Genomic DNA, 13,900 nt, shown 5'->3' with positions numbered 1-13,900 from the left:
ACCGGGCGAAGGCGTCGCCTTCGCCTGCGGGAGCCCGGCAGATTAGGCTGGCCGTACCGCGACAGATCTACATACACCCCACAGCTGAGGAGCTCATTGTGACCGTTCGGGTAGGCGTCAACGGATTCGGCCGGATCGGCCGCAACTTCTTCCGTGCCGTCGAGGCGCAGAAAGCGCTGGGCACCACCGACATCGAGATCGTCGCCGTCAACGACCTGACCGACAACGCGACCCTCGCGCACCTGCTCAAGTTCGACTCGATCCTGGGTCGTCTCGACGCGGACGTCACGCTGGAGGGTGACGACACCATCGTCATCGGCGACCAGAAGCTCAAGAGCCTATCGGTCAAGGAGGGCCCCGCCGCACTCCCGTGGGGTGACCTGGGTGTCGACGTCGTCGTCGAGTCCACCGGCATCTTCACCAAGCGGGACAAGGCGCAGGGCCACCTCGACGCCGGCGCCAAGAAGGTCATCATCTCCGCGCCGGCCTCCGACGAGGACATCACCATCGTGATGGGCGTGAACGACGACAAGTACGACGGCAGCCAGAACATCATCTCCAACGCCTCGTGCACCACGAACTGCCTCGGCCCGCTGGCCAAGGTGCTCAACGACGAGTTCGGCATCGTCAAGGGCCTGATGACGACGATCCACGCCTACACCCAGGATCAGAACCTGCAGGACGGCCCGCACGCCGATCTGCGTCGCGCCCGCGCCGCCGCCATCAACGTGGTGCCCACCTCGACCGGTGCGGCCAAGGCCATCGGCCTGGTGCTCCCGGAGCTCAAGGGCAAGCTCGACGGCTACGCGCTGCGTGTGCCGATCCCGACCGGCTCGGTCACCGACCTCACCGCACACCTGCGCAAGGCCGCCACGGTCGACGAGATCAACGCCGCGATGAAGGCCGCCGCCGAGGGACCGCTCAAGGGCATCCTGAAGTACTACGACGCGCCGATCGTCTCCTCCGACATCGTCACCGACCCGCACAGCTCGCTGTTCGACGCCGGCCTGACCAAGGTCATCGACGACCAGGCCAAGGTCGTCTCCTGGTACGACAACGAGTGGGGCTACTCGAACCGCCTCGTGGACCTCATCGGTCTCGTCGGCAAGTCGCTGTAAGGGCGGTCGATCTCCTCTCATGGCACTTGCATCGCTGAAAGATCTGCTCGACGCGGGCGTGGCCGGTCGCATCGTCCTGGTGCGCTCGGACCTCAACGTCCCGCTGGACGGGGAGACCATCACCGACCCCGGACGCATCATCGCCTCGGCGCCCACCATCGCGGCCCTGGCCGATGCGGGTGCCTCGGTGATCGTCACCGCACACCTCGGACGCCCCAAGGGTGAGCCGGATCCGAAGTTCTCCCTCGGACCGGTCGCCGCCCGCCTGGGCGAGGAACTCGGACGCAACGTCCAGCTCGCATCCGACGTCGTCGGCACCGACGCGCTCGCGCGCGCCGAGGGCCTGACCGACGGTGACGTCCTGCTCCTGGAGAACATCCGGTTCGACCCGCGGGAGACCTCCAAGGACTCCTCCGAGCGGGAGTCGCTCGCCAAGGCCCTCGTCGAACTCGTCGGTGACGACGGTGCGTTCGTGTCCGATGGTTTCGGCGTGGTCCACCGCGAACAGGCGTCGGTCTACGACGTCGCGAAGTTGTTGCCGCACTATGCCGGTGGACTCGTCGAGTCCGAGGTCAAGGTCCTGCAGAAGCTGACCGCCGATGTCGAGCGGCCGTACGCGGTCGTGCTCGGCGGGTCGAAGGTGTCCGACAAGCTCGGCGTCATCGAGGCCCTCGCACCCAAGGTCGACACCCTGGTCATCGGCGGCGGCATGGCGTTCACGTTCCTGGTCGCCCAGGGACTCTCGGTCGGCACGTCGCTGCTGCAGGACGATCAGGTCGAGGTCTGCAAGGACCTGCTGGAGCGGTTCGGCGACGTCATCCACCTCCCGGTCGACGTGGTCGTGGCCGACTCGTTCTCCGCCGACGCCGCCACCCAGACGGTCTCGGTGCGCGACATCCCGGACGGCTGGATGGGTCTCGACATCGGTCCGGAGTCGGTGAAGCGGTTCGCGGCCGTGCTGGGCGAGGCGCAGACCATCTTCTGGAACGGTCCGGCCGGCGTGTTCGAGTTCGACGCCTTCGCGGCGGGCACGAAGGGGGTGGCCGAGGCCATCGCCGGCGCCACCGCGTCGGGTGCGTTCAGCGTCGTCGGTGGCGGTGACTCCGCCGCGGCGGTCCGCCACCTCGGTCTGTCCGACGATGCGTTCTCGCACATCTCCACCGGCGGTGGCGCCTCGCTGGAATACCTCGAGGGCAAGGAGCTCCCGGGGCTGAAGGTCCTGGAGGACTGAGAACCGTGGCAAACCGCAAGCCGCTGATCGCGGGCAACTGGAAGTGCAACCTCAACCACCTCGAGGCCATCGCACTCGTCCAGAAGATCGCCTTCGCGCTCCCCGCGAAGTACTTCGACAAGGTCGACGTGACGGTCATCCCGCCGTTCACCGACATCCGCAGCGTCCAGACCGTCGTCGACGGCGACAAGCTGCTGGTGACCTACGGTGCGCAGGATCTCTCGGAGCACGATTCCGGTGCGTACACCGGTGAGATCAGCGGTGCGTTCCTGGCCAAGCTGGGCTGCACCTTCGTCGTCGTCGGGCATTCCGAGCGTCGGACGTTGCACGCCGAGACCGACGAGGTCGTGCTCGGCAAGACCAAGGCGGCGCTGCGGCACGGGTTGACGCCCATCGTCTGCATCGGTGAGGGCCTCGACGTCCGCGAGGCGGGGGACCACGTGGCCTACAACGTCGCGCAGCTGACGGGTTCGCTCGCCGGCCTGACGGCCGACGAGATCGCGAACGTCGTCATCGCCTACGAGCCGGTCTGGGCCATCGGCACCGGTCGGGTCGCGAGTGCGGGCGACGCGCAGGAGGTCTGCGCGGCGATCCGATCGACGCTGGCCGAACTGGCCGACGCCACGGTGGCCGCGTCGGTGCGGGTCCTCTACGGCGGCTCGGTGAGCTCGAAGAACGTCGGCGAGATCGTCGGTCAGACCGATGTCGACGGCGCCCTCGTGGGCGGCGCGTCGCTCAAGTCCGACGAGTTCGCGACCCTGTCCGCGATCGCCGCAGGTGGACCGCTGCCCTGATCGAGGGGTGGACCACGTAGACTCGCCGGGAGTTTGCGTCGCGACAACGAAAAGGATCACCGTCAGTGAAGTTCGTCTTGGACATCGGATTGGTCATCACCAGCGTTCTGATGGTGATCCTCGTGCTGCTGCATCGCGGTAAGGGCGGCGGCCTGTCTTCCCTGTTCGGTGGTGGCGTCCAGTCCAGCCTGTCCGGGTCCAGCGTCGTCGAGCGCAACCTCGACCGGCTGACGATCTTCGTCGGCGTCATCTGGTTCATCTTCATCCTCGGCATCGGTCTGGACATCAAGCTCTCCTGACGCCCGAGATGCCGCCGGTCGCATTGGGCGGGATACTGGTGCGATGACGGAACAGTCCACGGCAGCAAGCAGTCCCGCGTCCGACCGCACCACCTCCGAGCACGGCGCGGACGAGAGCTTCGTCGCCCCCTCGGACGTCCGCGTCACCTCGACCGCCACCGGTAGGCAGGCGACCGAACCCCTGCGCGAGGACATCCGACTGCTCGGCGGTCTGCTGGGTGACATCGTCCGCGAACACGCGGGCGAGGAGATCTTCGACCTGGTCGAACGGGCTCGGGTCGAGTCCTTCCGGGTGCGTCGTTCCGAGATCGACCGCGGTGAGCTCGCCGAGACCCTCGCCGGTCTGGACGTGGCGCAGGCAACCCCCGTCATCCGCGCGTTCAGCCACTTCGCGCTGCTGGCCAACCTGGCCGAGGACATCCACCGTGAACGCCGCCGCGCGATCCACGTCCGCGCCGGCGACCCGCCCGTGGACTCCAGCCTGACCGCGACCTACGCCAAACTCGCCGAGGCCGGCCTCTCCGACGAGGAGGTGGGTCGCGCACTTGCCGACGCCGTGGTCGTCCCGGTGATCACCGCCCATCCGACCGAGACACGCCGACGGACCGTCTTCGAGGCCCAACGTCGCATCACCGACCTCATGCGCTTCCGCGGGCGCACCGAGCTGACCCCCGACGAGGACACCGAGGTCACCGCCGCCCTGCGCAGGCAGGTGCTGACGCTGTGGCAGACCGCGTTGATCCGCCTCGAGCGTCTGCGCATCGAGGACGAGATCGAGGTGGGCCTGCGGTACTACGACGCCGCGTTCTTCTCGGTGATCCCCACCATCAACGCCGCCCTGCGCGACCAACTGCGCGACCAGTACCCCGACGCCGGGTTGACCGACGAGCCGATCCTGCGGATGGGGTCGTGGATCGGAGGCGACCGCGACGGCAACCCCTTCGTCACCGACAAGATCGTCGCGATGGCCACCGGACGGGCCGCGCAGACCGCGGTGACCCACCATCTCGAACAGCTCACCATCCTGGCCCAGGAGCTGAGCATGTCCTCGCGGCTGGTCACCGTCAGTGACGAACTCGTCGCACTCGGTGGGATCGACGACCCCGACGACACCGCGACCGACGAGCCGTACCGACTCGCGCTGCGGCGCATCCGATCGCGACTGATGTCGACCGCCCACGACCGCTTCGGTCCGCAGACACAGGCGCTGGTCGACGCGTTCGTCGACACCGAGGCCCCGCCCTACGCGACCGCCGCGGAACTCCTCGCCGACCTCGACGTCGTCGACGCGTCCCTACGAGCGAACCGCGACGGCCCACTCGCCGACGACCGCCTGCTCACGCTGCGTGAGGCGGTGCGCGCCTTCGGGTTCCACTTGTCGGGCCTCGACATGCGGCAGAACTCCGACGTGCACGAGGAGGTGATCGCGGAGCTGCTCGCCTGGTCGGGGGTACACGACGACTACTGCTCCCTCGACGAGGCCGACCGGGTCGCGTTACTGACCCGCGAACTCGCCGATCGGCGCCCGTTGGTGCGGCCCGGTGCCCAGCTCGGTGAGCTGGCCGCGAAGGAACTCGCGATCGTCACCGCAGGCGCCCGCGCCGTCGCCGACTACGGTCCGGAATCGGTCCCGAACTACATCATCAGCATGTGCACCTCGGTCAGCGACATGCTCGAGGCGCTGATCATGCTCAAGGAGGCCGGGCTCTTCGATCCCGGCTCGGCCGACGAAGGACCGCGCTGCACCGTGCGCGTCGTGCCCTTGTTCGAGACCATCGAGGACCTGCAGCAGGGCGCCGCGACGCTGCTGGCCGCGTTGGACGTCCCGCTGTACCGCGCGCTGGTGTCGGCGCAAGGCGACATCCAGGAGGTCATGCTCGGCTACTCCGACTCCAACAAGGACGGCGGCTACCTGGCCGCGAACTGGGCCCTGTACCGAGCTGAACTGGACCTCGTCGAGGCGTCGGAGAAGGCCGGGATCCGTCTGCGGTTGTTCCACGGTCGTGGCGGAACGGTCGGTCGCGGTGGCGGACCGTCCTACGACGCGATCCTGGCCCAACCCCCGGGCGCCGTGCAGGGGTCGTTGCGCATCACCGAGCAGGGCGAGGTCATCGCGGCCAAGTACGCCGAACCCGTGCTCGCCCGTCGCAACCTGGAGACGCTCCTGGCGGCGACAATCGAGTCGACCCTGCTCGACACCGAGGGCCTGGGCGACGAGGCCGAGGCCGCGTATGTGGTGCTCGACGAGCTCGCCGCCCTCGCGCGGGGTGCCTACAGCGCGCTGGTCCACGACACCCCCGGATTCGTCGAGTACTTCACCTCGTCCACGCCGCTGTCGGAGATCGGTGCGCTCAACATCGGCAGCCGACCGGCGTCGCGCAAACAGACCGAGAAGATCTCGGACCTCCGCGCCATCCCCTGGGTGCTGTCGTGGACGCAGTCACGGGTGATGTTGCCGGGCTGGTACGGCACCGGGTCGGCGTTCGAGCAATGGATCGACGGTGATCCCGAGCGGCTCGAGACGCTCCGCGGTTACTACCGCAGCTGGCCGTTCTTCCGGACAGTGATGTCGAACATGGCCCAGGTGATGGCCAAGTCGGACCTCGGGCTGGCCGAACGGTATTCGCGGTTGGTGGCCGACGAGTCGTTGCGCGAGCGTGTCTTCGGGATGATCACCGCCGAGCACCACCGGACCGTGCAGATGTACTTCGACATCACCGAGACCACCGATCTGCTCGCCGACAACGCGTCGCTGGCCCGATCGGTGTTCAACCGGTTCCCGTACCTCGAGCCGTTGAACCTGCTGCAGCTCGAACTGCTCAAACGATTCCGTGCCGGCGACGACTCCCCGCAGGTCCGGCGCGGGATCCAGCTGACGATGAACGGACTGGCCACCGCGCTGCGCAACAGCGGTTAGTCGCCGGACGTCAGGCGTCCGGGCGCACGGTGATGACCCGGAGGGTCGAGCGGATCTCGTCCGGGGTGAGGCTGTCGAGGCTGTCGCGTGCGTGCAGGAACCCGATGCAGGCGTACACGAGGGCACCGGCACGCATCCGTGCCTCGGCGGGCTCGAACCCCAACTCCAGGAGCGCTTCCTGTACGACCGAGAACACCAGCCGATCGAGCCGCCGGACGGTGTCGGCCACGATCACGTTCGTGCGGGCCCACTCCCGGATCGCGGTCTCCACCGCCCAGGAGCGGTCGCCGACGAGTGACGCCGTCATCGCCTCGAGCCGTTCGCGTGGCGCCATCGACCCGAGTTCGACGAGCGCACGCATCGAGTCGTTCTGCGCATCGCACCAGTGGTCGGCCACCGCCTCCATCAACCCGGTGATGTCGGCGAAGTGCCAGTAGAAGCTGCCCTTCGTGACGTGCAGTTCCGCGCAGAGACGGGTGATCCGTACCGCGGCGACGCCATCTCGGACCAGCAGATTCAACGCGGCGCGCACCCAGTCGTCCACGGACAGTCGACGGGCGCGTCGGCGCGGGGCGTGATCGTCGGGCGACGGCGCGCAGGTCTCCGGCGCGGTCATGCCGAACGCCCGCGACGCGACGGGGTGGGAACGGGGTGGTGACGATGGGTGCACAAGATGGATCCGCAGTCCTCATGACGTTGCCGGTGGTTGCCCGCGGGCACCATGACGGCACCACGCGGTGTTGCGACCCTGACCGACCACCCGAAGTCGGATCTGACCCCGCGCACATACTACCCGGCGTTGTGAGATATCACAGGAATGCCGGGTCCAGAGTTGGTGCGGTCACAGGACCGCACCGACCATCACAACTTGCTCGCGGCTCCCGTGTCGACGAACCAGACCGTCGCGTCGGATCCGTGCGCACCCGCACACGGCCATTCGACCGGGTCACCGCCGGTGACCCCGGCCGCGACGGCATCGGCCTTGTCCTCGCCGGCGACGAGGAACCACACCTGCGCGGCACGGTTGACCGCGGGCAGGGTCAGGGTGATCCGACGCGGCGGGGGTTTGGGGGAGTCGGTGACGGCGACCACCGCGGCGGTCTGCTCGGCGCGGGCGTCGGTGTGCGGGAAGAGCGAGTTGATGTGGCCCTCGCCGCCCATCCCGAGCAGGTGCACATCGAAGACCGGGCTGCCCGCCCCGTCACCGTGCTCATGCAGTATCCGGGCGTAATCGGCCGCGGCGGCGTCGATGTCGTCACCGAACCGACCGTCGGACGGCTCCATGACGAACACGCGGTCGGGGTCGACGTCGACGTGGTCGAGCAGGGCGTGGGTCGCCTGGCCGTAGTTGCGCTCGTCGTCGTCGCGCGGGACGAACCGGTCGTCGCCGAAGTACACGTCGACCGCGCGCCAGTCCACGCCGTCGGAGTTCTCCCGAAGCCATTCGAGAATCGCGATCCCGTTGCTGCCGCCGGTCAGCACGATCGACGCCGAACCGCGGTCGCGCTGCGCCGCGACGATGACGTCGACGAGGCGGCGACCCGCCTGCGCGATCAGTTCGGTCGCGTCGTCGGCGATGACGATCTCCGGTTCCGGTGTGCTCACGAGGCTGCCTCCGCGGTGGGTCGGGTGATACGTGACGCCCCCTGCAGGGCGAGGTGATAGATCTCGTCGGGATCGAGGCGACGGAGCTCCTCGGCGATGCAGTCGCGCACCCCACGGGCGCTCATCGCGACCTTGCCGTCGGGCTTGCCGGGGTTGCTGAGCACCGCGTTGTTGTTCTGGTCGACGGCCAGCACCAGTGGGCCGGTCGTGCGCTCGAGACGGACCTCGAAACTGCCCGAGTGACGCTCGGTCGGCACCCCGAGCTGTGCCTGCAGCCAACCGGCCAACAGATCGATCGACGGAGACCGTCCCGGTCCGGTCACCACGACCCGGTCCACGGGTTCGAACGGGGGACGGTCGAGGGCCGCGGTCAGGATCGCCCGCCAGTAGGTGATCTGGGCCCACGCCAGGTCGGAGTCTCCGGGCGCATAGGTGGCCAGCCGGTGCGCGAGCGCCTCGTCGGGATCGGCGGCCCTCGTCGAGTCGGTGATACGGCGGGTACCCAGGCGACCGACAGGATCCTGCGCCGGGTTCTCGGGCGCCTCGCCGGGCCACCAGGTCACCACGGGGGTGTCGGGCAGCAGGAACGGGACCACCACGCTCTCGGCGTGGCCTGCGAGCTCGCCGTAGAGCCGCAGCACCACGACCTCGGACGCGCCGGCGTCGCCACCCACCCGGATCTGGGCGTCGAGACGCGACGCGGCCGCGCTGTTGCCGAGCGACACCACGATCACCCGACACGGGTGCTCTCGGCTCGCCTCGTTGGCCGCTTCGATCGCACCCTCGGTGGGCTCACCCTCGTCGGCGCAGACCACCAGCGTCAGCACCCGACCGAGCGTCACCGCGCCCCCGGACTCGCGCATCTTGACGAGCTTCTTGCTGACCTTCTCGGTCGTCGTGGCGGGCAGATCCAGGATCATCGGTTGCCTTCTCTGACTGGGGGAGCAGGGTTCACGAGCGCGCCGGTCACGGTCGACGCCACGCCCGCCCGACGCGGGTCATCATGTCCTCGGCCGACCGCGGACCCCACATCCCGGACTCGTAGGTGTCGGGCCTGCCCTCGGCGGCCCACGCCTGCAGCACGGGATCGAGGATGCGCCAGGACAATTCGACTTCGGCGTTGACCGGGAACAGTGAGGGCTCACCGAGCAGCACGTCGAGGATGAGTCGTTCGTAGGCCTCGGGAGACGACTCGGTGAAGGCCTGGCCGTAGCTGAAGTCCATGTTGACGTCACGGACCTGCATGCTCGAGCCGGGCACCTTGGAACCGAACCGCAGCGTGATGCCCTCGTCCGGCTGGACCCGGATCACCAGGGCGTTCTCGCCCAGCTCCTCGGTCATGGTCTTGTCGAACGGCAGATGCGGTGCCTTCTTGAACACCAGCGCGATCTCGGTGACGCGCCGTCCCAGGCGTTTTCCGGTGCGCAGATAGAACGGCACCCCGGCCCACCGACGGCTGTCGACCTCCACCGCGATCGCGGCGAACGTCTCGGTCGTGGAGTCCGCGGAGAAGCCCTCCTCCTCGACCAACCCGGGTACCGGATGGCTGCCCTGCCACCCGGGTCCGTACTGGCCGCGGGCGGTGTTGAGGTCGAGGGGGAGGATGTTGCGGGTCGCCGAGAGGACCTTGATCTTCTCCGCCTGCAACTCCCGCGGCTCGAACGAGACCGGCTCCTCCATGGCCACCAGGGCCAGCAACTGCAGGAGATGGTTCTGGATGACGTCGCGCGCCGCACCGATGCCGTCGTAGTACCCCGCCCGACCGCCGAGACCGATGTCCTCGGCCATGGTGATCTGCACGTGGTCCACGTAGTGCGAACTCCACAACGGGTCGAACAACTGGTTCGCGAACCGCAGGGCGAGGATATTCTGGACGGTTTCCTTGCCCAGGTAGTGATCGATGCGGAACACCGAGTCCTCCGGGAAGACCCCGTTGACCACGGCGTTGAGCTCCTGGGCGCTCGCCAGGTCGTGCCCGAAGGGCTTCTCGATGACCACCCGGCGCCAGCTCTCGGTCCCCGGCACCGCGAGCCCGGAACGCTGCAGCTGCTCACAGACGGTCGGGAACGCACCCGGGGGGATCGACAGGTAGAACGCATGATTGCCGTCGGTGCCTCGCTCGGCGTCGAGCTCGCCCAGCGTGGTGCGCAGCTGGTCGAACGCGTTGTCGTCGTCGAAGGCGCCCTGGACGAAGCGGAAACCCTCGGCCAGCCGCTCCCAGACGTCCTCACGGAACGGGGTCCGGGAGTGTTCGCGCACCGCGTCGTGGACGACCTGCCCGAAGTCCTGGTCGTCCCAGTCGCGTCGCGCGAACCCGACGAGCGCGAAGCTCGGGGGGAGCAGACCACGGTTGGCGAGGTCGTACACCGCCGGCATCAGCTTGCGCTTGGCGAGGTCACCGGTGACGCCGAAGATCACCAGGCTGCAGGGACCCGCGATCCGGGGCAGCCGTTTGTCACGGCTGTCCCGGAGCGGGTTGATCCACGACGTGTCGGCAGCGGCCGTCACGCGCATCAGCCCTTGGATGCTTGGTCGAGTTGCTTCTGCGTCGCCTCGAGCAGCTCGCCCCACGACGCCTCGAACTTGTCGACACCCTCGTTCTCGAGCGTGATGAACACGTCGTCGAGGTCGATGCCGATGTCGGACAGGGCCGTGAAGATCTCCTCGGACTCGGGTCCGCGACCCACCAACGACCCGGTGTCGACCGTGCCGTGATCGGCGAAGGCGTCCATGGTCTTCTCCGGCATGGTGTTGACCGTGTTCGGCGCCACCAGATCCGAGACGTACAGGGTGTCGGAGTAGTCCGGGTTCTTCACGCCGGTCGAGGCCCACAGCGGACGCTGCGGCAGCGCTCCGTCGGACACCAGGCCCTGGAAGCGCGACTCGACCTCGAACACCTGCTGGTAGGCGACGTACGCCAGACGTGCGTTCGCCAGTGCGGCCTTGCCCTTGAGGGCGGTGGCGTCCGGGGTTCCGATGGCGTCGAGCCGCTTGTCGATCTCGGTGTCGACGCGGGAGACGAAGAACGACGCCACCGAATGGATCTTCGAGATGTCGTGGCCGGCCGCCTTGGCCGCCTCGATGCCGTCGAGGTAGGCGCCCATCACCAGTCGGTAGCGCTCGACCGAGAAGATCAGCGTCACGTTGACGCTGATCCCCTCGGCGAGGGTCTTGGCGATGGCGGGCAGACCGTCCTCGGTCGCCGGGATCTTGATGAGCAGGTTCGGCCGGTCGACGATCTTCCACAGCTCGATCGCCTGGGCGGCGGTCTTGTCCGCGTCGTGGGCCAGGCGCGGGTCGACCTCGATCGACACGCGTCCGTCGACGCCGTTGCTGGCCTCGAAGACCGGGGTGAAGATGTCACACGCGTTGCGGACGTCGTCGGTGGTGACCGTGCGGATGGTGGCGTCGACGTCGGCGCCCTGGGCGGCGAGTTCGCGGACCTGCGGGTCGTAGCTGTCCCCGGCGGACAGTGCGGCCTGGAAGATCGACGGGTTCGTGGTCACGCCGACCACGGACTTCGTCTCGATCAGCTCGGCGAGGTTGCCCGAGGAGATGCGTTCGCGCGACAGATCGTCGAGCCAGACCGATACGCCGGCGGACGAGAGTTCCTGGAGATGTGCGTTCTGGGCCATGGTGGCTATCCCTTCACAGTGGTGATGGAGCGCTGAGCGGCCGCGACGACGGCGTCCGCGGTGAATCCGTACTCGCGGAACAGGGTCTCGTAATCCGCGGACTCGCCGAAGTGCTCGAGCGAGATGATCTCGCCGGCCTCGCCGACGACCCGGTACCACGGCATCGCGATGCCGGCCTCGACCGAGACACGGGCCTTCACCGTCGGCGGGATGACCTGATCCCGGTAGTTCTGGTCCTGGTCGAAGAACCACTCGAAGCAGGGCAACGACACGACGCGGGTCGGAATTCCCAGCTCCTCGAGCTTCTTTCGTGCTTCGACGGCGAGTTGCAGTTCCGAACCGGTGCCGATCAGCACGACCTCGGGGGCGCCGTCGGAGGCGTCGGCGAGGACGTAGCCGCCCTTGGACACACCCTCTGCGTCGGTGCCCTCGAGAATGGGGACGCCCTGACGGGTCAGCGCCAGGCCGACGGGTCCGCTGCTCGACGAGCGGGCGATCACCGACTTCCAGGCGTAGGCGGTCTCGTTGGCGTCGCCGGGGCGCACCACCGAGAGGTTCGGGATGGCCCGCAGCGCGGCGAGGTGCTCGATCGGCTGGTGGGTCGGTCCGTCCTCGCCGAGCCCGATCGAGTCGTGGGTCCAGACGTAGATCGGGTCGATGTCCATCAGCGACGCCAGTCGGACCGCGGGGCGCATGTAGTCGGAGAACTGCATGAACGTGCCGCCGTAGACGCGCGTGGGTCCGTGCAGCACGATGCCGGACAGGATCGCGCCCATCGCGTGCTCGCGGATGCCGAAGTGCAGGGTCCGACCGTAGGGGTGGGCGTCCCAGTCGTCGGTCGAGATCGACTCCGGACCGAAGGACTGCGCGCCGTCGATGGTGGTGTTGTTGGACCCGGCCAGGTCGGCCGAGCCGCCCCACAGCTCGGGCAGCACCGGACCGAGCGCGTTGAGCACCTTGCCGGAGGCGGCGCGGGTGGCCACACCCTTGTCGCCGACGTTCCAGGTCGGCAGGACATCGGCCCAGCCGTCGGGCAGTTCGTCGGAGGTGAGCCGGTCGAGCAGCGCCTTGCGCTCGGGGTTGGCCGCCGCCCAGGCGTCGAACTCCGTGGTCCATGCCTCGTGCGCACTGCGGCCGCGTGCCTGCAGCTCGCGGGTGTGGGCGATGACGTCGTCACCGACCTCGAAGGTCTTCTCGGGGTCGAACTTCAGGATCTTCTTGACCGCGGCGACCTCGTCGTCACCGAGTGCGGCACCGTGGGCGCCGCCGGTGTTCATCTTCGTCGGTGCCGGGAACCCGATGATGGTGCGCAACAGGATGATCGACGGTTTGTCGGTCACGGCCTTGGCTGCGGCGACCGCGTCCTCGATACCGCTGACGTTCTCGCCGCTCTCCACCGTCTGCACGTGCCAGCCGTAGGCCTCGTACCGTGCGGCGGTGTCCTCCGACAGGGCGATGTCGGTGTTGTGCTCGATGGAGATGTTGTTCTGGTCGTAGAACAGGATCAGGTTGCCCAGCTGCTGCGTGCCGGCCAGCGAGGAGGCCTCGGAGGTGATGCCCTCCTCGATGTCGCCGTCGGAGGCCACGCAGTAGATGTGGTGGTCGAAGATGCTGTCGCCGATGGCGGGCTCGGGATCGAAGAGTCCACGCTCGCGACGGGCGGCCATGGCCATGCCCACCGCGGTCGCCAGACCCTGGCCCAGCGGACCGGTGGTGATCTCGACGCCACGGGTGTGGCGGAACTCCGGGTGCCCGGGGGTCTTCGAACCGAAGGTGCGCAGCGCCTCGATGTCGGACAGCTCGAGTCCGAAGCCGCCGAGGTACAGCTGGATGTAGAGGGTGAGGCTCGAGTGGCCGCACGACAGGATGAAGCGGTCGCGACCGAGCCACGCGGTGTCGTTGGGGTCGTGACGCATCACACGCTGGAAGAGGGTGTAGGCGAGCGGGGCCAGGCTCATGGCGGTGCCGGGGTGGCCGGATCCGCACTTCTCGACGGCATCGGCGGCGAGGACGCGCACCGTGTCGACGGCTCTGGTGTCGAGATCGCTCCAGTCGTCGGGGTAGGACGCCTTGGTGAAGGCCTTGATCTCATCTGTAACTGCCACGATGGGGAATTCTCCTGTGTCGGTCGCATCGAGCGGGGAAGAGTCGGTCGGTGTCCCGACGGTGCGCGCCCGGTGCCGATCGTGACGGTTCGACCCGATCGCCGGCAGCTCGCATCTTCCGACTCCTGGCCCCAACCCTAGTCGGCCCGCCGGGTGCCGGGGCGCATCGGTAAATCATCCGATACGCGCAGTTCGT

The 13,900-nt window shown here is 68.2% G+C and carries 11 protein-coding genes; 5 read left to right on the top strand and 6 right to left on the bottom strand.

Annotated elements, in window-relative coordinates; translation table 11 throughout:
• The first annotated feature begins 98 nt into the window (after positions 1 to 98).
• The 5 genes from gap to ppc all read left to right on the top strand — a co-directional run bounded on the left by gap (position 99) and on the right by ppc (position 6,359).
• Positions 99 to 1,118, top strand: a complete 1,020-nt coding sequence (gene gap / locus JHC79_RS06725) for a type I glyceraldehyde-3-phosphate dehydrogenase (protein ID WP_296389390.1) — start codon at positions 99 to 101, stop codon at positions 1,116 to 1,118.
• A 19-nt stretch (positions 1,119 to 1,137) separates the two neighbouring features.
• Entirely contained in the window at positions 1,138 to 2,349 is a 1,212-nt protein-coding gene (locus JHC79_RS06720; protein ID WP_296389389.1) for a phosphoglycerate kinase, read from the top strand.
• Between the two features lie 5 nt (positions 2,350 to 2,354).
• Positions 2,355 to 3,143: a triose-phosphate isomerase gene (gene tpiA / locus JHC79_RS06715; protein WP_296389388.1), complete on the top strand. Its 789-nt coding sequence runs from the start codon at positions 2,355 to 2,357 to the stop codon at positions 3,141 to 3,143.
• Between the two features lie 65 nt (positions 3,144 to 3,208).
• A complete protein-coding gene (secG, locus tag JHC79_RS06710; protein ID WP_188492562.1) occupies positions 3,209 to 3,442 on the top strand; it encodes a preprotein translocase subunit SecG in 234 nt (77 codons plus the stop codon).
• A gap of 43 nt (positions 3,443 to 3,485) precedes the next feature.
• Positions 3,486 to 6,359, top strand: a complete 2,874-nt coding sequence (ppc, locus tag JHC79_RS06705) for a phosphoenolpyruvate carboxylase (protein WP_296389387.1) — start codon at positions 3,486 to 3,488, stop codon at positions 6,357 to 6,359.
• Positions 6,360 to 6,369: 10 nt separating this feature from the next.
• Here the strand turns inward: ppc and JHC79_RS06700 are convergent, their stop codons facing one another.
• From JHC79_RS06700 to tkt, 6 genes are all read right to left on the bottom strand, one after another.
• Positions 6,370 to 6,975 (bottom strand): TetR/AcrR family transcriptional regulator, encoded by a 606-nt coding sequence (locus tag JHC79_RS06700; RefSeq protein ID WP_296389386.1) that lies wholly within the window; start codon positions 6,973 to 6,975, stop codon positions 6,370 to 6,372.
• Between the two features lie 245 nt (positions 6,976 to 7,220).
• On the bottom strand, positions 7,221 to 7,964 hold the full coding sequence (gene pgl, locus JHC79_RS06695) for a 6-phosphogluconolactonase (RefSeq protein ID WP_296389385.1): 744 nt from the start codon (positions 7,962 to 7,964) through the stop codon (positions 7,221 to 7,223).
• The gene (opcA, locus tag JHC79_RS06690; RefSeq protein ID WP_296389384.1) at positions 7,961 to 8,884 is read right to left on the bottom strand and encodes a glucose-6-phosphate dehydrogenase assembly protein OpcA; all 924 of its coding nucleotides are present in this window, start codon (positions 8,882 to 8,884) and stop codon (positions 7,961 to 7,963) included. Before opcA ends, pgl begins: the two co-directional genes overlap by 4 nt.
• Before the next feature lie 46 nt (positions 8,885 to 8,930).
• Positions 8,931 to 10,472 carry a glucose-6-phosphate dehydrogenase gene (zwf, locus tag JHC79_RS06685; protein ID WP_296389383.1) on the bottom strand — a complete coding sequence of 514 codons (1,542 nt, stop codon included), beginning with the start codon at positions 10,470 to 10,472 and terminating at the stop codon, positions 8,931 to 8,933.
• Positions 10,473 to 10,477: 5 nt separating this feature from the next.
• Positions 10,478 to 11,599 carry a transaldolase gene (gene tal, locus JHC79_RS06680; RefSeq protein ID WP_296389382.1) on the bottom strand — a complete coding sequence of 374 codons (1,122 nt, stop codon included), beginning with the start codon at positions 11,597 to 11,599 and terminating at the stop codon, positions 10,478 to 10,480.
• A gap of 5 nt (positions 11,600 to 11,604) precedes the next feature.
• Complete coding sequence (gene tkt, locus JHC79_RS06675) at positions 11,605 to 13,704, bottom strand: transketolase (RefSeq protein ID WP_296389381.1); 2,100 nt, start codon at positions 13,702 to 13,704, stop codon at positions 11,605 to 11,607.
• Between the last annotated feature and the right edge of the window lie 196 nt (positions 13,705 to 13,900).

The sequence above is a fragment of the Williamsia sp. genome (assembly GCF_016462415.1).
Lineage (GTDB): Bacteria > Actinomycetota > Actinomycetes > Mycobacteriales > Mycobacteriaceae > Williamsia_A.
Note: the sequence above shows the minus strand (reverse complement) of the source record. Positions and strands in the feature narration are given on the sequence as shown.